We start from the raw sequence: 23,692 nt of genomic DNA, 5'->3' as shown, positions 1-23,692 counted from the left end.
GGCCCTGGCGGCCGCTGCCCTGATTCCGATGGTCGGCGGATGTTCTGACTCCGACTCGCCTGAAGCTCAGGGCGGCAGCCAGTCTGCGTCGCCGACGGCCGAGCAGAGCAACCACGGACCGTCGTTCCCGCAGTGCGGTGGCATCAGTGACGAGACGATGGCCAACCTGACCCGGGTGTCCGGCCTGGTCAGCACCGCACAGAACTCGGTCGGCTGCCAGTGGCTGCTGCGCGGCGGGATCATGGGCCCGCACTTCTCCTTCTCCTGGTATCGCGGGAGCCCCATCGGTCGCGAGCGCAAGACCGAAGAGGTCTCGCGCACGTCCGTGGAGGACATCAACATCGACGGCCACAGCGGTTTCATCGCGATCGGCACCGCCCCGACGATGGGCGACAACCTGTGTGAGGTCGGCATCCAATTCAAAGATGACTTCATCGAGTGGTCGGTGAGCTTCGCGCAGAAGCCGTTCCCGGAACCGTGCGACGTCGCCAAAGAGCTGACCCGCCAGTCGATTGCGAACGCGAAATGAGCCGGCGGGTTTTGGCCGGTGCGGTCGCGGTGTTGGCCGTGGTGACCAGCCTGACGGGTTGCTCCCGTGAGGTGGGCGGCACCGCGGTCAAGGCCGGCGCGGGCGACACCAAGCGCAACAACAACTCCGAGCGGCAGTACCCGAACCTGCTCAAGGAGTGCGAGGTGCTGACCACCGACATCTTGGCCAAGACGGTGGGAGCCGACCCGCTCGACATCCAGAGCACCTTCGTCGGCGCCATCTGCCGCTGGCAGGCGGCCAACCCGGCCGGGCTGATCGACATCACCCGGTTCTGGTTCGAGCAGGGCAGCCTGGACAACGAGCGCAAGGTCGCCGAGTTCCTGAAGTATCAGATCGAGAACAAGACCATCGTGGGCGTTCCCTCGATCGTGATGCGTCCGGCCGACCCGAATGGCTCCTGTGGGGTCGCCAGCGACGCCGCCGGCGTGGTCGGCTGGTGGGTCAACCCTCAGGCGCCCGGCATCGACGCGTGCGAGCAGGCTTTGAAGCTGATGGAGCTGACGCTCGCGACGAACTCGTAGTCGCCCGTACCGATTTAGCGGTACCGGTTCTGACCGGCCGCGGCGTAACGCTGACGGGCGGCCTCCCCGCTGGTGCCAATGATCTTGCCGATTCGCGACCACGACGCACCATCGCGCCGAGCCGCCGCGACCGCGGCGGCGATGTGACCTTCGGCGCTGGCACGCTCACGGGCGGCGACGATCAGCGCGTATTCAGCGGGGCTGACCTTCTCGCCGTCGAAGTCATCGGATTCGAAACGGTCAGCCAGCGCCTCGGCGTGCGCAAGGATTTCTTCTACGGTGCGGGGCATGATCATCATCACCTTTTTCACTCAGAGGAACTTTTCGCGGACGGGCATGGCATGCAGGATCACGACCTCACCGTCCACGGCGCGGATGAACCCAACTTCTAGCAGCGCACCGTTGCGCGCCGGCCCGACCGCGATATCCATGTCGTCGTCACTTACGCGGAAGTGCAGCGCATTGCGGTAGGCATGCATGATGTCCTCGCGTCCGATGCCGTGACGGTGTGCAGGTGTTGCGATGCGCGGTCCCGTCACCATGTATCCAAGTTACCTTGCGATCGACCTGGGCGGCAAGATAACTTGTCGTGGGCTTACGCGGCGCGTTTCGAACCGTGGGCGTGCCCTCGACCGTGATGCGTCCGGCCGACCCGAACGGTGCCTATGGGGTCGCCAGTGACGCCGCCGGCGTGGTCGGCTGGTGGGTCAACCCGCAGGCACCGGGCATCGACGCGTGCGAGCAGGCTTTGAAGCTGATGGAGCTGACGCTCGCGACGAACTCGTAGGTCGCGGTCACTGGCCGACGCGGTACCAGATGATCGCCGCGCGGCGGCATCCTGCCCATTGTGGGAATATGGGCTACCTTGGTGTGGTGGACGAACTTACGCTGGTCGAAACCGACAGCCGGAGTCGTGCCGTGCTCCCCGGCCGCCCCAATCAACGCTATGTGATGCGTGAAAACCCCGATGGCAGCTTGCTATTGCAGCCGGCCCGCGTGGTGACCGACGCTCAACACGAATTCGATACCGATTCCGAACTGCGTGACCTGCTGGCGCGGGCCGCGGCGTCTCCAACGGTCCGCCGAACACGAGTGCGCCGAAGGTGAGCTTTGACGGTGACTACTCCGAAGTCGCCGATGCGCAACTCGACGAACTCGAAAGCGGTCCGGTTATCGACCTGTACAACAGCGTCCTGGACACTGTCGAACTCATCTTCCGACTACCTGGACAGGCGCAATCCCTGTCAACAGCAATCACCACGCCCGACGGCATCCGGATGCGGCTACCGGTGATCGGGCACCCACCATCCAAAGTCTTCTGGTCCACCGAAGGGCCCCGCATTGAAGCCGTATTTCCGCACCCATAACGCACCGGGAATGGCGCGACGGACGGGACAGCGACCCGATGCGGGATCAGCCGCGCAGGTCCTTGACGAGAAGCATCAGCGTCATGTCATCGACAGGAGACGGCTCGAAGCCGTACCTGATGTAGAAGTGCTGGGCGTCGGGGTTCTTTGCGTGCACAAGGAGCAGTCGAACACCCGTAACCTCCGCGACCTCAAGTGATTTGAGGATGAAGTGCTTGAGCAGTGCGGCGGCAAGACCATACCCCTGAGACGCTGTATCGACGGCTAGTCTGCCGAGCAGGACGGCCGGCAACGGATCCGGCTGATTACGGGCTGCGCGCTTTGTCGCATGGCCGCGTAGGAGCACCGCGGTACTGGAGGCATAGAAGGCCACGACCCGTTGACCGTCAAGGACAACCCAGGTGCGGCTGCTCCCTTCGCGCTGATTGCGGAGCGCTTTTGTCCGAAGCCAGTCGTTGAGGGCGTCGCTGCCGCAATCGAAGTCCTCAATGAAGTGATCTGCACTGAGGAGAACCGGGCCCTCGTAGTTCACCGTTCTAATATCGACGGATTCGCCAGCAGACGCGCCAACTCAGGCTTGGGGGTCGGTGGACGGTCCAACAGCTTCTGCAGGTCAGCCCAGGCGGCGTCATCCAGGACGAACACTCTCCGATCAGCGAGGTCGTGCTCGGCGGCTTGAAGAACGTGACGCACCACGTAATCGTTGAGCGATTCGCCCGTTACGTCGAGCACTCGCCGCACGACGGCATCTTGGGCAGCCGTCACACGCAGGTTCCAGCGACCAGTCTTCGTCTCCACACGAGAAGTGTACGCCGAATTGACGTACAGACCGTCATGGCGATCGACGGCTTCATCACCTGCCATGGAAGTCTTGTCATGGCGCGCCGGGCACGACCGCCACCCCCAGAGCTGATGCGCGGGCGGCGAGCGTGTCATGGAACGTCGCGATCGCCGCTCGGTGTTGTTCGGCGGCATAGCCGCGCAGGTAATCAGGGGTCGAGCGTCAGTACTCGACGGTAAACTCGGCGTTATGTCCAGTGTCGAGCAGTCCGAAGAGCCAGTCGTGCGAACCTACACGCCCGACGAGGCAATCAAGCGTGCTCGGCCCTTGCCTCCCCGCGATCGGCTCGACATCGAGGATGTGTCCGAGGAAGAGTGGGCCGCCTTTCAGGCTGCACTAGCGGACGTATGACCAGAGCGCCGGCCGTTTCCTCGACGGCACGGCGTCGGTTGACGGCGACGGCCTCGGCATCGTGAGCGAGCGCATCACGGCCGACGAGAATGAGCCGGCGCAACAGCGCGCCGGGCTTATCCGCGAGGTCGGGCCAGGTTCGGCGTGCTACCTCTAGTGCGCGACCGATGTCCTCGGTTTCGGTGACAGCGTGACGACGGTGGACGGTAGGCATCGCGCAAGTGTGGCACTTGGAGCAGGAGTGTCACCCCGTCTGGTCGGCGCTGCCAGCAACGCGAGTCGGGCAGTTTCACTTTGAATCAAGTGGTTCAAAGTGACCGTTTTCTGTTGCCCGCCAAGATATCTCGCTGACCAGCGAAGTCTAGTCAGGCGTGGCGTTGCTGAACGCCCTTGGCGCCCGAACGTATTCACGCGACAAGCTGTGTATGGCGTCTTTTTGGCTGTGCGGTAGATCTGCCGTTCGCTAGGGTCCCGCGCCGTGGACGAGATACCCGGAATCCAGCCCTCGGGGTCACCTGGATCGGACGGGGTCGAGCGACATTGCTCGAGACTGCTGCTGAGCGGCTCGGCCAATCTGACGGCGGCGCTCGACGTGCGCCTGCGGGGGGCACACGGAGTCACCCTTCGCGACGTCCAGCTGCTGGAGCTGCTCAGCATGCCCGACCGGCGGGCACACCGCATCTGCGTGTTGGCTCAGACGCTCGGGGTGTCGCCGGGCGCGTTGTCCGGCCAGCTCCGTCGGTTGGAGAAGCGGGGTCTGGTGACCCGCAGCCCGTGCCAGCGCGACCGGCGCGGCGTTCTGCCCCGGATCACCGGCGAGGGCTCCGCGCGTCTTCACGCGGTGCTGGAGAGCCACGGGCACATCGACAGCGTCAACGGCGCGGCGAGTCCGACGGTTCCACTTTGAACCAGATGGTTCAAGGCGGCGGGTTTCTGTTACAGGGCAGAATATTTCGGTGACCAGCGAAGTCTGATCCTGCGGCGCGTTGCCGAACAGCGAAGGCGCCCGAACGCATTCCCGCGACAAGCTGTGTATCCCGCATTTCTGCCTGTGCGGTCGGCCCGCCGTTCGCTAGATTCCCGCGCCGTGGACCAGACACCCGGCATCCAACCCCCGCCCGGGATGACCGGACAAGACGGATTCGAACAGCATTGCTGGAAACTGTTTTTGAGTATGCAGGGCTACCTGCGCAACCCTCCGCGCAACTCCGGTACGGGCACCCCGGGTGGATATGCGTGGGCTCAGCTGCGGCGTGCTGGCAGCGATTGCGGACGGTGACAAGCGTGTTCCGGCGAACCGATTGTTTGCCATCCAACCGGTTAGTTTCCGGTCGAACGAAACCAATTAGTTTCCGTTCGAACGAATTAGTTCGGCGTGATGGTTTTCTAGCGGGTGACAGAAAACCCGGATGAACTGGGCGATCACGTCGAGCAGTCCTTTGCTGAACTCCATTCTCGCTGAGGTGAATCCGTAGTGAGATGGCGGAATTGGTACGCGTTTCCCGTTTCTGGGGCGCATCCTTCGATAACATCGCGCGCCGTGGACGAGATGCATGAACTTCAGGCAATAGCTTGGCTCCCTGGGCTCAATGGAATCGAGCAACACTGCTGGCAAGAGTTTCTGGCCTGCTCGCTGAATGTCGTTGACGCAGTGAATGTCTGCCTCAAGGGTGCGCATGACCTCTCGATACGTGACGTCCTGCTGCTGGAGCTGCTGAGCAGGCCCCGGCGTCGCGAGCACCGGCTGTGTGTCTTGGCAGAGGCGCTTGGTGTGACGCAGGGGCAGCTGTCCACTCAGATCCGCCGGTTGGAAGGCCACGGCTGGATCACCCGCAGCCCGAGCCCGGGCGACCCGCGCGGCATTCTGCCCCGGATTACCAGTGCCGGGCACACGCGTCTGCACGCGGTGATGGAGACCTACGCGCAGGGGATTCGCGTGCACTACCTCAACCAACTCAAGCACGAGCAAATGGTCAATCTGGTCGACAGCTGCCGGCGGATCAACGACTCGCTCAGCACCAATAGGCGCCGCAAGGGGCTGAAAGCCGCTCGCTGAGTCGGGCTCTGCCTCTGCTACGACGGTGGGCCGCGTGGGTTTTGGCGTGTAGCGACTTTGCGGTGCGGTGTTTGCGGAGTGAATTACGCGCCTGCGGGTAGCTAATTAGCACACGTTGCATTGCTAGGAGATGCGGCAAATGCGAAAACTGGGTCTTTACCAGCTATGAGCTGAGGTTTAGGCTATCTGGCACGAGGTGCGGCTATCCCTGGATCGCGATAGAACGCGTTATAAAACCTACTTAGGAGTAGCTTTCGCCTTGAACTAGATAGTTCAATTTGGCCGTTTTCTGGCCGGGATCGAAGTGGCCCATGACCAGCGTATTAGCTTCAGAGAAAGATTGCCGACCGGCGTTTTTGGTCGGTGGATCCTCGGCAGCGGTCGGGTTTGCCGAAGTTTCTCCGCCGATCGGGCGATGCCGTTGGATACCGTCGCCCGCCGTGGAGGATGACGGTGCCGAGACCCCAGAGCATCACCTGCCGGGGCTCGATGAGATCGAGCAACGGTGTTGGCAAGCGTTCCTGGAATCCTCGACGCTGCTTCTCGGCATGGTCAATCGACAACTGCTCGCCCGACACAGCTTGAGCCTGTACGACTTTCTGGTGCTCGACGCGCTCGCCCGGTCGGCCGATGGGTCATTGCGGATGGGCGATCTGGCCCACATGATGGTCCTCTCACCGAGCCGGCTGACCGAGCTGATGCGGCGGCTGGAGTCACAGGACTTGGTTCGCCGCAGCCGCAGCCGGACAGACGGGCGCGGGGTGATCGCCAGCATCACCCGTGAGGGCCGGGCGCGGGTGCGCCCGGCGTCGCGGACCTATGCGGGCTCAGTTCGTGCCTTCTACCTCGCCCACATCTCGCGTCCGCAGATGATCGCCCTGGGTGACAGCTGCCGGCGCATCAGCTTGCCGTTGAAGGCGTCGGCGAAGTCCAGGCGGCGCAGGGGCGGCCGGCCGGCCGAGGGCTGACAGCGCCTGTCGCCCTGTCGGTGAGCTCCCTTCGTTATGGCGGCGGAGTCTGACGCCGTTATTCGGTGTGTTCTCAGGTAATAGGCAGGGAGCTTCCTTTTAGCTCGGGTCGATGTCCGTGCTGCATGCGGCCAGGTCCGGCATAGTGCAGTCAAGAGGATTGCTTCACATCGAAATGAATACGAATGTGATCCAATTTGCTGTAAGTTATCTTATGCTGGATTGATCAGTATTATTTCCGATCTTGACGTCGTATATACAGCTAATCAGCGTTTGAAGTATCGGCGCAGCTAGATAGACGGACGCTGGGTTAGTAGCGAATTACACAGGCCCTAGTAGTGTGGCGCGATAAGCTACTGATCGGTAATTTCACGTTGAAACATCCATCACTCCATATATGTTTGCTCAACTGCTCTGGTCGGCTCGTTGAGCAGCCACTATTGGCAGTATTGCCATTGCAGGGCAGCTCGCCCGGTTGACGAATCTAAAAAAGTCGAACAAACCTGTATGCGACTTAGGTTCATGCCAGGTAAATTTTGGCTTGCTCTCGTCGGCGACTGCGGAAAGACCCCGTTTCCCTACTGAACTCCGCTTCGCCGGCGGGGCCACTTCGGTGGCACGCACCGGCGCTGACCCCTCGGCGCCGGTGCGGCACACCGAGCGGGGCGATTCGCGGACAACGGAGTCCGGGCCCGCAGCCAGCGCAAACGTTTGGCCAACTCACCGGCCCGCCGGAAGGGACACATAGATGGCTCGTCAGCCCCGGCACATCACCCGATCTCTGGGATGTGCCAGCCCGCAGCTTCGGACAACCGCATCGGGCGGGTGCCAGAACTCGAGGACCACTAACAAGGAGACACCTGTGCGGAAAACTCTTCGCCCCTTCGCGATCGGCGGGATCGCCATCGTGGGCGCCGGCATCATCACCGCTACCCCGGTGGCCGCGCCGCTACCCGACATCCAGATGCGCGACGTAACCCTCACCGCCGGTGGCACTTTGCCGGATCTGCTCGCGCCGTGGATCGACCAGTACAACGCGGCGTCGGAGAACGCGTCGATCCTGCTCAACAACTTCATGTTGGCTCCCGGCGTCGGATTGCAGCAGGCGACCGCCAACCAAATTGGTCTCATTCAGCAGGTGTTGGACGACCCGAGCAACATCTCTACGTGGATGAACCAGACCCAAGCGAATCTGGGGGCGGTTCTGACCGCGTACGGGTTGCAGAACGCCAGCCCCGACGCGACGTCAACGGTGTTGAGCCACACCTTGGAGGGGACGGCCACTGGGGGTCATTCGACGTTGTTCAGCTCGATTCCTGGGTACATCCCGGCGGATCAGCAGGCGGCGGCGACACCGATTATCAACTGGTTAGCGGCGCCATCGAGCGCGATCATCATGGGAGCCATCGGACCCTGGATCAGCCCGTGGGTGGCCTTGGGCAACAGCATCACCGACGGCGACGATCTGAATACCACGCTGGCCAACATGGTCGGCGCCTTCTTCAACGGCGCCACCTTGAACCTCGACAGCCTGCTACCGGCGATCAATAGCCTGGGCTTGTTCCCGGCGGGCATGACCATGGACAACCTGGACATCGGCTTCGGTGGACTGTTCAGCACGGGCAGCGTGCAGGCAGCCCCTTACGACGTGGGTGGTTACACCATCCCGGCGGTGGGTGGCTCCCTGTTCAACAGCGTCGGCATTCAGTTCGCCGGCGTGCCGGTCGTCAACTTTCTGACTGCTCCCAGCGAGGCGATTGGCCCGCTCGGGGCGTGGGAGGCATGGGCACAGATCGCCGCCACCCTGATCGGCTGGGACGGCACGGCCTCCCCACTGGCTGGGGTTGTATTGCCGGCCGTCCCCGACGACCTGGTCGATAGCGGTGCCGCCATGTCCACCGCAGCCGACGACCTGTCCGGTTTCGTCCAGGACGTCGTGTCCTGGCTGGGGCTGTAGTCCCCCAGCTACCGATTTCTCTCACTCACATTCCTGCTACTCCCAGATTTTGTCTGTTTTCACGAAAGGTGTTTGTCCCATGAGTCGTCGTTACACCCGCAGCGATCGTGGCCCTCAGCACAGCAGGGGGCGCGGTCAGACGGTGATTGGTGCCGGTAGTTCGGTCGGCGCGTTCCTGGCCTTGGGCGTGTTGCCGCTGGCCGCATCACCGTCGGCTCAGGCCGACGAACTCGACCTGATCTTCGATCCCATTATCAATGCGATCTCCGGTGTCGACCCCACCATGGGCACGGACTTGAGTGCGTGGGTGACGTCGTGGGATCCCACATTCGCGGATAACGGTGCCGCGGCTGCCGCGGTGCTCGACTCGGCGACAGCGTCCTCGGCTGACGCTGCTGTCATCGACTGGACACAGCTCTTCGACCAGTGGATCTATCAGCCAACCCACACCGTCCTTGAGGCATGGATCAACAGCCCGTTCGGTGAACAGATCGACACGGCCATAAACCAGTTGGCCGGTGTGTATTTGATCGGTGATGGTGCAGCTGGAACCGCCGAGAATCCCGATGGCGGTTCTGGCGGCTTGTGGTTCGGTGACGGTGGAGCCGGTTATGACGCCAGCGCTGATGCCGGAGTCGACGGCGGCAACGGTGGTAACGCGATTGGGTGGATCGGCAACGGTGGCGCCGGCGGTGACGGTGGCGCTGGGGCCGATGGTGGGGCCGGCGGTGCCGGCGGCATCTGGATGGGCATCGGCGCAGCTGGCGGTGACGGTGGAGATGCTCTCACCGCAGGTAGTGCCGGGGGTAACGGCGGCGTCGGTGGTTCGGCGGCGGGCTGGTTGTTCGGCAACGGCGGCACCGGCGGAACAGGTGGCGCTGGCGCGGTCGGTGTCGCAGGCAGTTTTGCCTCCGGTGGAACGGGTGTCGGCGGCACGGCCGGTAACGGCGGGACGGGTGGTGGCGGCGGTGCGAGCGGATTCTTCCTCGGAGTCGGCGGCAACGGCGGTGTCGGTGGTGCGGCTGGCATGGGTGGGGCCGGTGCGACCGGGGTCAGCGACGGTACTCCTGCCCACCTCAATGGCGGCACGGGTGGCTCCGGCGGCAAGGGTGGCGTAGGCGGTGCCGGCGGTGATCAAACCTACGGTGGCTCACTGGGGCAAGCCGGCAATGACGGGAATGGCGGCGCCGGCGGTGCCGGCGGGTCGGGTGGCGACAGCTACAAAGACCCCACGTCCGGTGGCTTCGTGGGTAACGGCGGCAAGGGCGGGGTCGGCGGCATTGGCGGTAACGGCAATAGTGCCGGTACCGGTGGAGACGGTGGCAGCGGCGGCGCTGGCCGCAGCGGCGGCGACGGCGGTGTCGGCGGCCGCGGAGGTGCCACAAACGGCGACCACACCTTGTCCGGCGTGAGTGGTGACGGCGGCAACGGCGGTCACGGTGGTGAGGCCACCGCGGGCATAGGCGGCAAAGGCGGTAACGGCGGGCTGGGCGGTGGGGGCGGCCTCGCAAACGCGGTGGGCGGCAACGGAGGCAACGGCGGTGCCGGGGGCGACGGCGCCACCACCGATAACACCATCCAAACCACCGGTGGTGCCGGAGGCAACGGCGGCAACGGCGGTAGCGCCAGCAACGGCGTCAGCAGTGGTACAGGCGGCAGTGGCGGCAGCGGCGGTGGTGGCACCCTCACCGGCGGCAAGGGCGGCAATGGCGGCAACGGCGGTGCGGGCAACGACGGCATGGGCGGTAACGGTGGTGACGGCGGTCAGGCCAGTGGCTGGCGGGCCAGCGATGGCACGATTTACAGCCAAGGCGGTGGCGGCGGCAACGGCGGAAACGGCGGCAACGGAATCGCCGGCAGTACCGCCGCTAACGGCGGCAACGGCGGTGCGGGCGCTGACGGGGCGACCGGCGCCAACGTCGTCAGCGTGGGCGGGAACGGTGGTAACGGCGGCAGCGGCGGTAACAATGGGCTCAGCATCCAAGGATCCGGCGGCGGCAACGCAGGCGCAGGCGGCGCCGCCGGCGCCGGTGGCGACGGCACGTCCATTGGCGGCAACGGTGGCAATGGCGGCGACGGTGGGCTCGGGGTGCTGTCGGCGGGCACGGGCGCTGACGGCGGAGTCGGCGGTGACAGTGGCGGCACGATCATGACGGTTGGCAACCCGTTCCATGTGGCCACCGGCAGCGCGCACGGCGGCAATGGCGGCGACGGCGGTGCGGGTGGCAATAGTGCTGCAAACCCAAACAACACCGCCCTTTTCACGGCCGGCGGCGCCGCGGGCAACGGCGGCGACGGTGGTACGGGCGCGAGCGCGGCCAATGGCGGTAACGGCGGTGTCGGCGGCGCCGGCGGCACGGGCACCACCAACAGCACCCCGGGCACCGGTGGCACCGGCGGCGCAGCAACCGGCACCGGTAATGGTGGCAACGGTGGCCAAGGCGGCCAAGGCGCCGCCGGTGTACAGGGTGCTACGGGCAGTATCTCGGCCACCGCACCCGGTGGCGACGGTGGCGTGGGCGGCAACGGTGCCACCGGCGGGCAAGGCGGCGCCGGCGGCACTGCGGTCACGGGTAACGGCGGCCAGGGCGGCCAGGGCGGCCAGGGCGGCCAGGGCGGCACCGGTGGCCAGGGGGGTGTAGGTGCCTTGGGTGTCACCGGCGCGGATGGCAATGGCACGGATGGTCTGGCCGGCGGCAAGGGCGGTGTCGGCGGCACCGGCGGGGTCGGTGGGACCGGCGGGGCTGGCGGCATCAGCGTCAGCGGTGTCAACGGTGCCAGCGGCATTGACGGCAACGGCGGCACCGGCGGAACCGGCGGGGTGGGCGGTGGGGGCGGCAACGGCGGCATCGGTGCTTCGTCGCCGTTTGCGGCTGGCGGCAATGGCGGCAACGGTGGCGCCGCCGGTGACGGCGGTGCGGGCGGTGCCGGCGGCACCTCAGGCACCGGCACCGGCGGCAATGGCGGCGTCGGTGGACAGGGCGGATACAGCGGTTATGGCGGCGCCGGCGGTGACGGTGGCACTAATGGAGCCGGCGACGGCCTGAACGGCGGCAATGGCGGCAATGGCGGCAATGGCGGCAACGGTGGCAACGGTGGTGTCGGTGGTCGCAGCGCCAGCGGCGCCGACGGCAGCTATGGAGCCGGCGGCGACGGCGGCTACGCGAGCTTCTCGACTGGCTCCAGCGGGGCTGGCGGTAACGGCATCGGAGCTGGGCACACCGCCGGCAACGGCGGCAACGCCGGTAACGGCGGTAACGGCGGCAACGGCGGCAACGGTTCGACCGGCGGCAAGGGTGGCAACCCTGACAGCTTCAATATCGGGGTAGTGGGCCCGGGCGGCAATGGCATTGACGGCGCCGCCGGCGGCAACGGCGGCAATGGCCCCGCCGCCGGCAGTAATGGTGGTAACGGTGGCAACGGTTCCATCACACCCGGCAGCGGCGGCAGCGGCGGCCGTTCAATCAGCGGCGGTGCCGCTGGGACAGGGACACCGCCTGGTCAGGCCGGTCAGGCCGGTGCTGCTGGCCAAGCTGGCCAACCCGGCCAGCTAGTCCCCTGACACCGGTCGCACCACCGTGTCGAGCTGGGGCGTCGGGTCCACCGTGGACCCGACGCCTCTGGCCTTATCACGTAGCGATCGGAAGGGCCCGCACCGCATACGGTGAGCTAAAGACGACGTGTGCGCGACTGTGTTGAAGCAATGCCGGGCGGTGCAGCGCGCAGCCGCTCGCTCCGAAGGAAGTCGTACAGTTTCGCCGCCTGAATCACCGGGGTGTGGATTCAGACCTTGCGGTATAAGCGAGTTGTGGGCTGCGTGCTGCGGGCGGTCACGATTCGCGGCCAGCTTGTCGTTCAGAAAGCTTTAGGGCGTCGCCGATTTGACGACACGTGGTCGCCATGGCCGTGACCTGCGGTCGTGTCAGCGGGTTCAGGAAGTGGGCCTGCACTTCGTTTGAGTAGGTGATCATGGCTTGTCCCACCACGGTTCGTCCCGCTGGCGTGATCGTGGTGATAACGCGGCGGCGATCATTCGGACTGGTCGCCCGCTGCACTAGGCCACCGTCTTCCAGGCGGCGGACTTGCCTGGTTAGCCGACTCGGCAAGGAGGGCAACGCTTCCACCAGTTCGCCCATCTGAACGCTTCCGTCTGTCGCACTATCAAGCAGGTTCAGTAGCCGTACGTCGTCCAGCGACAACTGGTGCGCTTCAGTCAATTTCCGGTTTAGGGCGGTCATCATGCGCAAGACGGTCGTCAAGTAGTTGTGCCACGATTTCTGCTGCGCGAGGTCCAGTTCTACTGCGCCGCCGTTGTTTTGATCAGGATAGAACCGAACCATGATGCAATATTACGCCGCGAACCATGGCCTGAATAGGCAGAAGCGAGGCCAATTTCTGGCCGTAGTCGGCGGTTGGAACGGAGGATGGTGAGCTGATGTCCTCGGAATGAATCATTGCTCGGTCCAATGGGTTCCGATCTGTGTTGGACGTCGGAACGCGGCGTGTCTCGAGAAGCTTAAAAGATGGAGATTTGCTGTAAGAAAGCTGTCTACTTCCGGGATGTAGCGGCATCTGCCGCCACCGCAATCGCGCGGCTCAATCGGCATCTTTTCCGGTGCTTTCGATCGACCGACGGTGGACGCGCGCAGCAGCTACTAGGACAACGTGAGCAGTCCCGCGTTGATCAACCTGGGCCGCGTCATCGCCGGACAGACACACGTGACACCGCCTACGTTTACACCGTGACCGCTATGACGCGACTTCTGTTGCGCATGGTTATCGCCATTGCGGCGGCGCTGGCGGTGGCTTGTTCACCGTCCAGGCCGGCGGCACCGCTGGGTCCACCGACCCCGACCGGCGCCACACTTATCCCGGGAGGACCTATGGAGTCGATTCCGACCGCACCGTCGCCGAAAATCCCGACCAGCCAACAGGAAGCGCAAGACACCGTGCTGCGCTACCTGCAGCAGACTCTCAACGCCCTTCCCCCAGGCAGCAGCCTGAACGGCAGCAGGTATATCGCCGGAGGCAGTACTCGCTACTGCGAGGACGACCCCAGTGGGCCGGACGCACCGGTCAGGTTCTCCGACTGGCGCGACCTTCAAACCCCTGCTGGCGTCGACTTCAACTCGCTCATCGCACAGGTCGGGGAACGGTGGAAGAGCTGGGGTTGGCAGGTTCTCGAACGTGACGGTTACGAGAAGCCCAACCGCTTCGGGTACGCGCCCGATGGGTACGTCCTGCAAATCTCGGCTTCCCACCCGGTGACATATCCGCCGAGCATCATCGGTTCATCCCCGTGCTTTCCCGGCAGCCTTCGTCGCGACATCGAACCCAACCCCGCCGTGATCACACAGGCCCCGGGCTGAAGCGTGCCGGAGTGTGGAACAGCCGGTTCGTTCGGAGCATCGTGAATACGGTTGGGTTGAGCACGTCTGCGGGGAACGCGAAACCGGGTAGCGCGGCGTCGTCGAGTTCTGCTCAGTAGTCGCCGGTCTTGGCGAGGCAGAAATTGTTTCAAAACGAAAATAATGGACGGGTGCGGTGCGGCGGGTGAGAGGGGTCTGCTGCACGGATTAGGTGACAGGTAGGACCGATCAAGAGCCCCCAAGTTCAACTCTTCGAACTGTGCCTGCACCCGGCTTTGGCCGGCTGTTCCGATGGTTTCCTGCACACTTGCCTGTTTAGCCACGGTCGAATGCGGTCCTTCTAGAAACCTGCTGCGGCGAGGAATGCGCGCACGACGGCGACAGCTTCCTGGCGCAGTCGGGCCGGCTCGTCGCGATCGCTGCCTTCGGCGAGGAAGTTCGCGTAGGCGTGTGGGCCGTCGTTTTCGGCTACAGCGAACCGCTCCGCAAGTAGACGCATCGCTTCTTGTACCTGAGCCGCGCCGTAAATCGCACTGTTGGCAGCTGTGCGGCCAGCGTCCTCTGGACCGTCGCCGAAGTTGAGCAGGCAGTAGATCAGGTCGTAGGCGTCCTTGTTCTCATGGCGGTCTTGAAACGCAAGGATCTTTAGAACGGTATACGACAAGATATTTGCCACGCGTACCGTTACGCGGGACCGGCCGCCGTCGTCGATCCGATCCGCCTCCAGCGAGTGCTCGGTGAAGTCCCTCGCGATCAGCTGCGCTCCGCGGACGTTGAACGCGCCGAACTTCGTGCCCAGTCCTTGTTTCGGCTTGAAGATTCTGCCAGGTTCGACCTGATCGGTCTCGCACATGAACTCCACGAGGATCGTTACGCCGTCGATCTGCTTGGACCATTGGAACGAACTCTCCGGCTTGAAGCCCGACTTCCTCAAGTTGTTCTCAAGCGTCCGGTACGCCTCGTCGCTCTCGTCATCGACGGTCAGCCCGATAACGAGGTCAACGTCGGTCGTGCCGACATGTGGGCGTGCACCCTCGGGCAGGCTGCCAACGATGTAGCGAGGCGCCAGCCCCCCGGCCAGGTAGATGCGGTTACCCCACGGGCCGACGTCGCCGAGCAGCGTGACGAGCGCACGTTCGCAGCGGGCGGTCGTCTCTTCGTCGTAGGCGCTGTAGTGTTCCTTGCTCAAAATCGGATCACCTCCTGACGAATTCGGTCAGCCTGTTCCTTCCCGCGACGCGGATCTCGTCGCAGGTCGCAGTACAGCCGGAACGGATTGACGGTCCAGACGCCTTCGACACTCGAACGAAAGGCAAGCGGCGCGTCCCCGGGCTCTTGTCTGAGCAGAATGTTGTGTCCGTCGGGAACAGGATCGGCGCCCACCGTTTGAACCGCCAAGTCGAGATCGGCGGCCTCGGTGATCCAAATGTCCACAACCGGAATCGATGTCACGAATGGTGCCAACCGCGCCGCGCCTGCAGGTCCTGTGACGGCGTGATCAACGCCTGCATCGGTCAGTTGTTCGCTCAAGATATGCGCGTGAGTGCGCGCGTCGCGCGCAAGGCGGAATGCGCGCACGTGTTTGACGCGACGGTCGCGTAGCTCCTCGGCCAGCAGATCGAGCAGGGCAGTGGCGTCGGAGACACGACGGACCCGCTTCGGGCCGGCGCCGTCAACGGTGATCAGGCCGTCGCGCTCCAGCCGTGAAAAGACGCGGTGCGCCAGGGCGGGCGATACCTCAGCGGTGGTCGCTAAATCGGCCACGCGCCACCAGCGCTGCGGTTCTCGCAGGAGGGCTTGAGCCGCGACACCTGCCTTGCCGGTTAGCTTGACCGGCGGATCAACGTTGTCCCCATGGCGTTCGGGCCTGGCGAGACGGCCCTCGGTCCAAACGAAGATCCCGGGTAGGTCTATGCGGATGTTGCCCTGAGCATCGATCAGCCCGATACCAGCGTTCTGGAGAAGTCGACGCGCTTCCTCGGTCGAAGTTCGGGCAACCGTTAGTAAGTGGGTTTCTAGAGGGAGCGCCTCGGCGGACTTGATCAGCTGATGCGCCTTCGCCGTGTTGATCGAGGCCTGCGCTTTGATTTCTACGATGTGGCGGACGCTGCCTGCACGGACCGTGACGTCGGCGCGCCGGTCATCGTCCGATACGGCCTCTGTTGTCACGCCGGGAACATCTCGAAGGATGTTGAGGGCGGCCGGTTCGACAGGGCCCTTGATATTTACAATCTTGGGTATCTTCACAGTGCGCGTAAATATACATCAAATAGTAAATAACCACCAGCTCCGTGATCCCCGCCTGGCGGGCCTAAGACACCTGTCACCAGGACCTGCGTTGCGATGTACAGTCCAGTGCCGATCTTGGCCTGGCGAGGGAGGTTTGATCTCCCTGGACTCGGTGCTGCTTCGGCCGCCATTTCGGGGGCGTGGAAACAATGCCCAGGATTTCGCCGGGCTCGCGGGCCTGATTCGCGTCGTTGCCGTGTGATCGCCGGTGCGTTACCTGGTTTGCTGAGGACTGTTGCTCAGTGCCCGCAGCTCCGCAACCACCGCACCCGCACTCGGTGCACTGTCGGGGTCGATCAGTGACTGGATCATCAACCCGAGGATCACGGCCAACGGAACCGAGCCGCCCAGCTCGGTGCGCGCGCGTTGTTGACCTTCGGCCAGCCGTGCGCGCAGTTCGTCGTTGCGTTGGGCTTGCACGATCGATTCCAGGTGCGAGGTCCACAGCGCCTTGTCGGTGGTGAAGGACTCGAGCATCGCCTGCCATTGGTCCACCGCCGTCGCCGGCCGACCGTCGGGCGCCATGCGGGTGTCGAGTTCGTCGAGCTCTTCCAGCAGGGCTTGCACCAGCAGGCGTTCGCGGCTTCCGAAGTGATAGCCGATGGCGGCATGGCTGACACCGGCCGCCGCGGCGATGTCGCGCACCGTCGTATTCGCCCAGCCTCGTTCGACCAAGCAGCGCTTGGCGCCCTCTAGTAGGTCCTCGCGGTTGCCCATGAAGTGCAGGTTAGCCGCGAGAGCAGGGTTGCACAAATGGATTGACCAAACGGATTGACCATATGGACAAAGCGGAGGTACGGTACCGAAGCAGGGCGGTCCTACCGTGGGCCCCGCAGATCAGGAGGTGCCGGATATGGCGCACGAAGTTGTCGAGCGCGTCGAGCAGATCGCCACTCAGCTGGCCGGTACCGCCGAAGACAGCGAACGGCTCGGCAAGCTCTCCGACCAGTCAGTGGCGCTGATCCGCCAGGCCGGCGTCATGCGACTGCTGCAACCGACGGACTTCGGCGGTTACGCCGCCCACCCGCGCGACTTCGCCGAGGCGGTCATGGCGGTGGCCAAGCACTGCGGCTCCACCGGCTGGGTGTGCGGCGTCGGGGGAGTGCACCCCTGGGAGATGGCGCTGATGGACCGCCGGCTGCAAGCCGAAATCTGGGCCGACGATCCCGACACCTGGATCGCCTCTCCCTATGCCGCGCAAGGGATTGCGACCCCCGTCGAGGGCGGTTATCGGTTGACCGGGCGGTGGAACTTCTCCTCGGGCACCGATCACTGCAGCTGGATCTTCCTGGGCGCACGCGTCGGTGGCGCCGACGGGGTGCCCCCGAAGGTGCTGCACGTCGTCTTGCCGCGGGCTGACTACACCATCGTCGAGGACTCCTGGGATGTCATCGGGCTGTCGGGCACCGGCAGCAAGGACATCATCGTCGACGGCGCCTTCATCCCGGACTACCGCACCATCGACTTCGAGCACGTCGCCTCCGGGGCGAGTGCCGCCGAGGCGGCCGGGCGCACCGAGACGCTCTACAAGCTGCCGTTCTGGACGATGTTCCCGCTCGGGATCACCGCCGCGCTCATCGGAATCACCGAGGGCGCACTGGCCGCGCACCTGGACTATCAGCGCGACCGGGTGGCCGCCACCGGCACCAAGATCAAAGACGACCCGTACGTGCTCTACGCCATCTCGGAGGCCGCCGCGGAGATCGCCGCCTCACGCGTACAACTCCTGGACGGCATCAGCCGAATGTACGACCTCGCCGACGCCGGTAAAGAGATCAGCTTCGAGGACCGATCGCTGGTGCGGCGCAACCAGATCCGCTGCGCCTGGCGGGCCGTTGCCGCCGCCGATGCGATCTTCGCCCGCTCCGGGGGCAACGCCGCCCGCCGTAACAACCCGCTGCAGCGGTTCTGGCGCGACGCCCACGTCGGGCTGGGCCACGCCATCCAGACCCCGGGGAGCATCTATCACTCCAGTGCCCTGACGGTCATGGGAGTGGAGCCGTCACCGGCATTGCGGGCGATGATCTGAGACCTGCGAGGCAACGCCTGTGGGGAACAACGGATGCCAGCACGTACCGGGCTCTCGGACGCCTGACTGACCTTGGCATCCTCGAAATATTGTCAACGGGTGCGCGCAACCGCGTCTGGGCGGCTGCCGACGTGTTGACCGAGCTTGATGCGCTACCGCTGTCGCAACCACGACAACTTGACGTCGCTGATGCTCATCACACGAAAAGAGCCCGCGCTGTCGCTGACCCTCGTCGACGCGGTGAACATCTTCTTCGACCAGCGGGGCCGAGACATGGTCCTAGCCGTCCTCCATGCGGAGTTCCAGTTGCAGTACGCCGGGAAGCCGCCGGACTGACCCTGGCGGCGGGAGATCGCCCCCGGGCCGCTTCGTTGCGATCCCAGCTAACTTCCAACGTCGCGCGGCCGGCGCGCTTCGGCGCGAAAGCTTCGCTGGGAGCTGCCGCTTGGCCCACGGGTGCCCCCGAACCGACTGCGAGTTTGCTTTCTCAGCCCTTACTTTGATCGTGTGACGTTCTAGTGGATAAGCCCAGCTAGATTGGGGTGCGTTCGGCAGCAGTTACGGGCCGCCCCGGGGCGAATTCCGGACTCCGACCAGAGGAAATGGTTACTTCCGGGTAGCTTTGCTGGACTTGACATTCGTCAAAATTATTAGCCGCACAGGAACAGAAAATGGTGTTTACCAGCGATTATATGCGTCGAATGTGATTGCCGTCACTTAATGTCAGTTAACAAAATCAGGAAATCATTATTTTTCCCTGGACATCACAAGTTTATGCGGAGTAGCTTTCGCCGTGTTCATGTCGGCAGTTGCCGGGCAGGGCGACCGTCGAGATGTGTCGGGCTTACGCAACATGCGGAGCACAACATAAGGAGACGGTCGTGCAGCAAACTCTTCGTCCCTACGTCACCGCCGGCATCGCGATGGTCGGGAGCGGCTTGGTCGCGGTCACACCGGTCGCCGCCCCGGTGGCAGAAGTCTCCGTCGTACGCAATGTGGCGCTGACTGCAGGTGACGGCGTCGTCGGCAATCTGCTCGGGACATGGGGCTCCGTCTGGAACACCACCGCCGAGAACATGACCCAGCTTCTGCAGAACTACTACCTGTCGCCAGGCGTGGCGTTTCAGCAGTTCCTGGCCAACCAGACCGACTTCTGGCAGCAGGTCTTGGACGACCCGAACCAGCTCAATGCGGTCAACGCGCAGATGCAAGACAACCTCGAGGCGGTGCTGACCGGCTACTCCCTGTCGGGTGCCACCCAAGAAGTGATCGACTCGGTGATGTCGCACACCCTCAGCAAGGGCGACGGCGTCACCGACCTCCTCGGCCACTTCGGACTGGTGGGGTTGCTGCCGCAGTTCCTGCCGGCCGGCATCGACCCCGAGACCGTCACCCCGATCGTCAACTTCCTGTCCTCGCCGCTGAGCGGCGTCATCATGGGCATGATCGGGCCGGGCATCAGCCCCTGGGTCGCATTGATGAACAGCCTTGAGGCACATGACAGTTTCAGCGACACCCTCGCCAACATGACCGGTGCCTTCTTCAACGGCGCCACGCTGAGCCTGGACTCGCTGCTGCCGTTGATCAACAATTCGGGCGTTTTCCCACCGGGACTCAGTGTCGAACACCTGGACATCGCCTTTGGCGGCCTGTTCAGCGGCGGATCCGTGGCCGTCGGCCCGTACGAGGTGATGGGCGCCGGTGGCCAAGTTGCGGGTTCGGTTGACGCCGTGGGCGGTTCGATCTTCAACAGCATCGGGATCGATCTGGGTGGCGTGCCGCTGCTCGGCAGCCTCAGCATCGCCAGCCACGCGGTCGGCCCGATCGCGGCCTGGGAGTCCTGGTCGCAGGCCGTCGGGGCGCTGCTGGGCACAGGATGGGACGGCAAGACACCGGTGGTGGTGGTTCCGCCCGGGGTCAACATCGATTTCCCGACGATTCCCGACAGTTGGTTCGACGACTCGATGCCGGATGCGGGCGATGCCTCCAACTGGCTGGGTGACCTGCTCGGCGGGCTCATCGGCTGACCGGCTACCGACCCATCGACCCCACGACCCACTCGACAGCACTGCCTTCACAGGAGAGGTTCCAACATGAGTCGTCAGCACAGCAGCAGTCAACGCGGCCGTCACGGCAAAGGCGGAGCGGCGCGTCAGCGCGTGATCGGTGCGGGAAGCGCGGCGGGCGCGTTTCTGGCATTCGGGATGGCGCCGGTGGTAAGTGCACCGCCCGCCCACGCGGATGACTTCGGGCTGGACAACCTGTTCGACTTGTTCGTCGACCCTTCGCCTGGCGATGGTGGTTCCGACTGGTGGGCCAACGGCCTCGACTGGCTCACCGGTTCCGACAGTTGGTCGCTGGACCCCGGTGCTGCGGCCGGCGGCGCGTTCGACATGGCCACCATCCTCGACCAGTGGTTCTACACCCCGCTGCACACCGGCCTGGAACTGTGGATCAACAGCGACTTCGGTTCCATGGTCAACGGCTGGATCAACGACATGGCCGGGGTCTACCTGATCGGTGACGGCGCGGCCGGCACCGCCGAGAACCCCGACGGTGGAGCGGGTGGTCTGTGGTTCGGCGACGGTGGTGCAGGCTGGGACAGCGACACGGCCGGAGTCGACGGCGGCGACGGCGGCAACGCCATCGGCCTGATCGGCAACGGCGGTGCCGGCGGCGACGGCTTCGGCACTGGCGACGGTGGCGACGGTGGGGCCGGCGGCCTGTTCATGGGCAACGGCGGCGCCGGTGGTGCCGGCGGCCAGGGCATCGGCGCCGGCGGCAGCGGTGGTGACGGTGGCGACGGCGGGTTCTCGGCGGCCTGGTTCTTCGGCAACGGTGGCGTCGGTGGGGCCGGCGGTAACGGGGTCGACGGCGCCGCTGGATCCTGGACCGCGGCAACCAATCCCGGCGTCGGCCAAGGCGGGGGCAGCGCCGGCTGGGGCGGCGCCGGTGGGCGCAGCGGCTACATGTTCGGCAGCGGCGGCGACGGCGGCCGCGGCGGAGCCGCAGGCAATGGCGGCGACGGCGCTGCGGGGACCGCTGAACACCTCAACGGCGGCAACGGCGGTTACGCCGGCACCGGTGGCCTCGGCGGCGAGGCCGGGGCGCGGGCCTCGGGCGGCGTCTACGGTGCTGCGCTCTACGGACATGCCGGGAACGCGGGCGCGTCCAGCATTTCCGGGAACGGCGGCGACGGCGGCGACGGCTACAAGGACGGCGCCGGAACCTATCTCGGTAACGGCGGCAACGGAGGTGCGGGCGGAGATGGGGCCCCGGCATCCGGCGGCAACACGCGCCTGGGTGTGGACGGCGGCGCCGGCGGTAACGGCGGTAACGGCGGCGTCGGGATCAACGGCGGCAACGGCGGCACCGGCGGCCGGGGCGGTGGCATCAGCAGCGACGCCGTCGCCAACGCCGGCAATGGTGGCAACGGCGGCAGCGGCGGAAACGGCGCAGCCGGCAACGGCGGTAACGGCGGCGCCGGTGGGGGAGGCGGCACGTCCACCGGCGCCGGAGCCAGCGGCAATGGCGGCACTGGCGGCAACGGCGGCAACGGCACCGCCGATCAGTCCCTCAAGACCAACGGCGGCAACGGTGGCGCCGGCGGCGCAAGTTCCTTCGGTGGTGTCAGCGGCAACGGCGGCAACGGTGGATCCGGTTCGTACGCCGGCGGCAACGGTGGGGCCGGCGGGTCGTCGTCCGGCGCCGGTAACGGCGGTAACGGTGGCACCGGCGGCAACGCCAGCGGCTGGAAAGACGCCGACGGCGTGCAGTTCCAGGCCGGCACCGTCTTCGGCAAGGGCGGTAACGGCGGTGCGGGCGGCAGCGGCGGCAGCAACGGCGGTTATGGCCGAAGCGGTGGACTCGGTGGCGACGGCGGTGCCGGCGGTAATGGACCCACCACGGGCGGGGCGGTCGGCCAGGGCGGCAACGGCGGTAACGGCGGCACCGGCGGAGGCGCCGTGGGTGGCCTCAATGGCAGTCAGGGTGGCAAGGGTGGCGCCGGCGGTGATGGCAGCGCGATCGGCGGCAACGGTGGCAACGGCGGTGGGGGCGGCGCCGCCGGCACCGGGCTGGGCGCCAATGTCACCGGCACTGGCGGCAATGGTGGCGACGGCGGGGTCGGCGGCAACAGCGGTGGTATGGACATGCCCACCAACACCTCCGGCCTGACGAGCCACGCCGGCAACGGCGGCAATGGCGGTGCCGGTGGCATGAGCCAGTTCAATGCCGCCGGTAACGCGGGCAACGGTGGGGCCGGTGGCAACGCGTCCGGCAATGTCGACGCGGGCAAGGGTGGCAATGGTGGCGCCGGCGGTGTCAGCGGCGCCGGGGCCATCGGCAACAGCTTCCCGAGCGAGGCCGGTGGTAACGGTGCCATCGGTTACACCGGCGGCAACGGTGGTGACGGCGGTGCCGGCGGTACCGCGGCGGCCGGCCACGGCGGCGCCGGAGGTAACGGTGGCGTCGGTGGCACGGGTGGCGCCGGCGGTGCCGGTGGGAACGGGCGGGTCGACGCCAACGGCAACGGCCTCGACGGCGGCAACGGCGGCAAGGGCGGCACCGGTGGTGTCGGCGGTAAGGGTGGTAACGGTGGCGACAGCGCCACCGGGACCGACGGGACCGGCGGCAATGGTGGCACCGGTGGAGCAGGCGGAACCGGCGGCAACGCCGGCAACGGCGGTGTTCCGACTGGTAGCGGCACCGCTGGTCAGCCCGGCGACCCCGGCACCGGCGGATCCGGTGGTGCTGGCGGCGGTGCGGGCAGCCCGGGTGGTACGCCGGGTGGGACCGGAGCTACCGGAGCCGACGGGCAACCGGGCACCTAAAGCCGACGAAGGGGGAGCCGCGGTCGCTGGGTCAGCGTGGACTCGGCGACCGCGGTTCGTTGATCTGCCCGCAGGACTCAGCGATCTCCGACACCTGCGGCCTGCTCAGTGGGCCGATGAAGTGGGCCCGGACCGAATCGGCGTAGGTGATCATCGCGTGTTCCACAGCCTTTAGGCCTTTGGTGGTGATGGTCAGCATCACCCGGCGGCGATCCCAGGGATCTACGCTCCGATGCAACAGGCCATGGTCTTCGAGCCGGCGGATATGTCTGGTGAACCGGCTGGGCAGTGCCGGCAGTGACTTGGGAAGGTCGCCCATTTGAATTCGGCCGGTGGGAGATTCGCCCAAAAGGGCAAGTACGTCCACCTCGAGCAGTGAGAGCTCGTGTACATCATTCAACCGCTGGTCAAGCAGTGCAGTCATCTGCAGAGTGGCTGCCAAATAGCTTTGCCACGAATCATATTCGTCAGGATCGAGTTCGCAGCCGCTACATCGGGGATGGCTCATACGGTATCCGCCATCAGTCGATGTTATCGCGACATTGGGCTTCAGTCAGCGGAT

At 65.4% G+C, this 23,692-nt stretch carries 24 protein-coding genes and 2 pseudogenes; 17 read left to right on the top strand and 9 right to left on the bottom strand.

Going from position 1 to position 23,692, the window contains the following annotated elements; all coding sequences use genetic code 11:
• Positions 1-28: 28 nt before the first annotated feature.
• On the top strand, positions 29-529 hold the full coding sequence (locus ABW16_RS15635) for a DUF3558 domain-containing protein (RefSeq protein WP_233424789.1): 501 nt from the start codon (positions 29-31) through the stop codon (positions 527-529).
• Positions 526-1,071: a DUF3558 domain-containing protein gene (locus ABW16_RS15630; protein ID WP_047320100.1), complete on the top strand. Its 546-nt coding sequence runs from the start codon at positions 526-528 to the stop codon at positions 1,069-1,071. The genes ABW16_RS15635 and ABW16_RS15630 overlap by 4 nt, the downstream gene beginning before the upstream one ends.
• 14 nt (positions 1,072-1,085) lie before the next feature.
• Here the strand turns inward: ABW16_RS15630 and ABW16_RS15625 are convergent, their stop codons facing one another.
• Positions 1,086-1,361 (bottom strand): hypothetical protein, encoded by a 276-nt coding sequence (locus tag ABW16_RS15625; RefSeq protein ID WP_200900672.1) that lies wholly within the window; start codon positions 1,359-1,361, stop codon positions 1,086-1,088.
• A 21-nt stretch (positions 1,362-1,382) separates the two neighbouring features.
• Positions 1,383-1,613: a hypothetical protein gene (locus ABW16_RS15620; RefSeq protein ID WP_047320099.1), complete on the bottom strand. Its 231-nt coding sequence runs from the start codon at positions 1,611-1,613 to the stop codon at positions 1,383-1,385.
• Positions 1,614-1,690: 77 nt separating this feature from the next.
• Here ABW16_RS15620 and ABW16_RS15615 point away from each other — a divergent pair.
• From ABW16_RS15615 to ABW16_RS15605, 3 genes and pseudogenes are all read left to right on the top strand, one after another.
• A pseudogene (locus ABW16_RS15615) lies at positions 1,691-1,858 on the top strand (DUF3558 domain-containing protein); the annotation flags it as partial.
• 68 nt (positions 1,859-1,926) lie between these two features.
• A complete protein-coding gene (locus ABW16_RS15610; protein WP_233424786.1) occupies positions 1,927-2,178 on the top strand; it encodes a hypothetical protein in 252 nt (83 codons plus the stop codon).
• Entirely contained in the window at positions 2,175-2,438 is a 264-nt protein-coding gene (locus tag ABW16_RS15605; protein ID WP_047320097.1) for a hypothetical protein, read from the top strand. Before ABW16_RS15610 ends, ABW16_RS15605 begins: the two co-directional genes overlap by 4 nt.
• Before the next feature lie 46 nt (positions 2,439-2,484).
• Here the strand turns inward: ABW16_RS15605 and ABW16_RS15600 are convergent, their stop codons facing one another.
• Both ABW16_RS15600 and ABW16_RS26460 read right to left on the bottom strand, forming a co-directional pair.
• Positions 2,485-2,970: a GNAT family N-acetyltransferase gene (locus ABW16_RS15600; protein ID WP_052956940.1), complete on the bottom strand. Its 486-nt coding sequence runs from the start codon at positions 2,968-2,970 to the stop codon at positions 2,485-2,487.
• The gene (locus ABW16_RS26460; protein ID WP_047320095.1) at positions 2,967-3,302 is read right to left on the bottom strand and encodes a type II toxin-antitoxin system TacA family antitoxin; all 336 of its coding nucleotides are present in this window, start codon (positions 3,300-3,302) and stop codon (positions 2,967-2,969) included. The genes ABW16_RS15600 and ABW16_RS26460 overlap by 4 nt, the downstream gene beginning before the upstream one ends.
• A 166-nt stretch (positions 3,303-3,468) precedes the next feature.
• Here ABW16_RS26460 and ABW16_RS26455 point away from each other — a divergent pair, with 166 nt between their 5' ends.
• From ABW16_RS26455 to ABW16_RS28015, 6 genes are all read left to right on the top strand, one after another.
• Positions 3,469-3,630: a hypothetical protein gene (locus ABW16_RS26455; RefSeq protein ID WP_157864249.1), complete on the top strand. Its 162-nt coding sequence runs from the start codon at positions 3,469-3,471 to the stop codon at positions 3,628-3,630.
• A 478-nt stretch (positions 3,631-4,108) separates the two neighbouring features.
• Positions 4,109-4,537: a MarR family winged helix-turn-helix transcriptional regulator gene (locus ABW16_RS15585; RefSeq protein WP_047320093.1), complete on the top strand. Its 429-nt coding sequence runs from the start codon at positions 4,109-4,111 to the stop codon at positions 4,535-4,537.
• A gap of 642 nt (positions 4,538-5,179) precedes the next feature.
• The gene (locus ABW16_RS15580; RefSeq protein ID WP_047320153.1) at positions 5,180-5,686 is read left to right on the top strand and encodes a MarR family winged helix-turn-helix transcriptional regulator; all 507 of its coding nucleotides are present in this window, start codon (positions 5,180-5,182) and stop codon (positions 5,684-5,686) included.
• A 440-nt stretch (positions 5,687-6,126) separates the two neighbouring features.
• On the top strand, positions 6,127-6,654 hold the full coding sequence (locus ABW16_RS15575; RefSeq protein WP_047320092.1) for a MarR family winged helix-turn-helix transcriptional regulator: 528 nt from the start codon (positions 6,127-6,129) through the stop codon (positions 6,652-6,654).
• A gap of 862 nt (positions 6,655-7,516) precedes the next feature.
• Positions 7,517-8,611: an outer membrane porin GjpA gene (gene gjpA, locus ABW16_RS15570; protein ID WP_047320091.1), complete on the top strand. Its 1,095-nt coding sequence runs from the start codon at positions 7,517-7,519 to the stop codon at positions 8,609-8,611.
• Between the two features lie 79 nt (positions 8,612-8,690).
• Positions 8,691-12,173: a PGRS repeat-containing protein gene (locus tag ABW16_RS28015; RefSeq protein ID WP_157864247.1), complete on the top strand. Its 3,483-nt coding sequence runs from the start codon at positions 8,691-8,693 to the stop codon at positions 12,171-12,173.
• A gap of 268 nt (positions 12,174-12,441) precedes the next feature.
• Here the strand turns inward: ABW16_RS28015 and ABW16_RS15560 are convergent, their stop codons facing one another.
• Positions 12,442-12,951 (bottom strand): MarR family winged helix-turn-helix transcriptional regulator, encoded by a 510-nt coding sequence (locus tag ABW16_RS15560; protein ID WP_047320090.1) that lies wholly within the window; start codon positions 12,949-12,951, stop codon positions 12,442-12,444.
• 543 nt (positions 12,952-13,494) lie between these two features.
• Between ABW16_RS15560 and ABW16_RS15555 the strand changes: the two genes are divergently transcribed.
• A complete protein-coding gene (locus ABW16_RS15555) occupies positions 13,495-13,980 on the top strand; it encodes a hypothetical protein (protein WP_047320089.1) in 486 nt (161 codons plus the stop codon).
• A 340-nt stretch (positions 13,981-14,320) separates the two neighbouring features.
• Here ABW16_RS15555 and ABW16_RS15550 read toward each other — a convergent pair whose 3' ends face one another.
• From ABW16_RS15550 to ABW16_RS15540, 3 genes are all read right to left on the bottom strand, one after another.
• Positions 14,321-15,169 (bottom strand): hypothetical protein, encoded by an 849-nt coding sequence (locus ABW16_RS15550; protein ID WP_047320088.1) that lies wholly within the window; start codon positions 15,167-15,169, stop codon positions 14,321-14,323.
• Positions 15,166-16,227, bottom strand: a complete 1,062-nt coding sequence (locus ABW16_RS15545) for a hypothetical protein (protein ID WP_047320087.1) — start codon at positions 16,225-16,227, stop codon at positions 15,166-15,168. Before ABW16_RS15545 ends, ABW16_RS15550 begins: the two co-directional genes overlap by 4 nt.
• 255 nt (positions 16,228-16,482) lie before the next feature.
• A complete protein-coding gene (locus tag ABW16_RS15540; protein WP_047320086.1) occupies positions 16,483-16,986 on the bottom strand; it encodes a TetR/AcrR family transcriptional regulator in 504 nt (167 codons plus the stop codon).
• A gap of 136 nt (positions 16,987-17,122) precedes the next feature.
• Here ABW16_RS15540 and ABW16_RS15535 point away from each other — a divergent pair, with 136 nt between their 5' ends.
• The 5 genes and pseudogenes from ABW16_RS15535 (at position 17,123) to ABW16_RS28010 (ending at position 23,130) form a co-directional block, all read left to right on the top strand.
• Entirely contained in the window at positions 17,123-18,298 is a 1,176-nt protein-coding gene (locus tag ABW16_RS15535) for an acyl-CoA dehydrogenase family protein (RefSeq protein WP_047320151.1), read from the top strand.
• Between the two features lie 11 nt (positions 18,299-18,309).
• A pseudogene (locus ABW16_RS27285) lies at positions 18,310-18,453 on the top strand (Fic family protein); the annotation flags it as partial.
• A 34-nt stretch (positions 18,454-18,487) separates the two neighbouring features.
• On the top strand, positions 18,488-18,634 hold the full coding sequence (locus tag ABW16_RS26445) for a hypothetical protein (protein WP_157864246.1): 147 nt from the start codon (positions 18,488-18,490) through the stop codon (positions 18,632-18,634).
• Between the two features lie 545 nt (positions 18,635-19,179).
• Entirely contained in the window at positions 19,180-20,325 is a 1,146-nt protein-coding gene (gjpA, locus tag ABW16_RS15525) for an outer membrane porin GjpA (RefSeq protein WP_131721512.1), read from the top strand.
• A gap of 66 nt (positions 20,326-20,391) precedes the next feature.
• Positions 20,392-23,130, top strand: a complete 2,739-nt coding sequence (locus ABW16_RS28010; RefSeq protein ID WP_157864245.1) for a PGRS repeat-containing protein — start codon at positions 20,392-20,394, stop codon at positions 23,128-23,130.
• Positions 23,131-23,161: 31 nt separating this feature from the next.
• Here ABW16_RS28010 and ABW16_RS15515 read toward each other — a convergent pair whose 3' ends face one another.
• The gene (locus ABW16_RS15515) at positions 23,162-23,638 is read right to left on the bottom strand and encodes a MarR family winged helix-turn-helix transcriptional regulator (RefSeq protein ID WP_047320083.1); all 477 of its coding nucleotides are present in this window, start codon (positions 23,636-23,638) and stop codon (positions 23,162-23,164) included.
• Between the last annotated feature and the right edge of the window lie 54 nt (positions 23,639-23,692).

The sequence above is a fragment of the Mycolicibacter heraklionensis genome (assembly GCF_001021505.1).
Classification (GTDB): Bacteria; Actinomycetota; Actinomycetes; order Mycobacteriales; family Mycobacteriaceae; genus Mycobacterium; species Mycobacterium heraklionense.
Note: the sequence above shows the minus strand (reverse complement) of the source record. Positions and strands in the feature narration are given on the sequence as shown.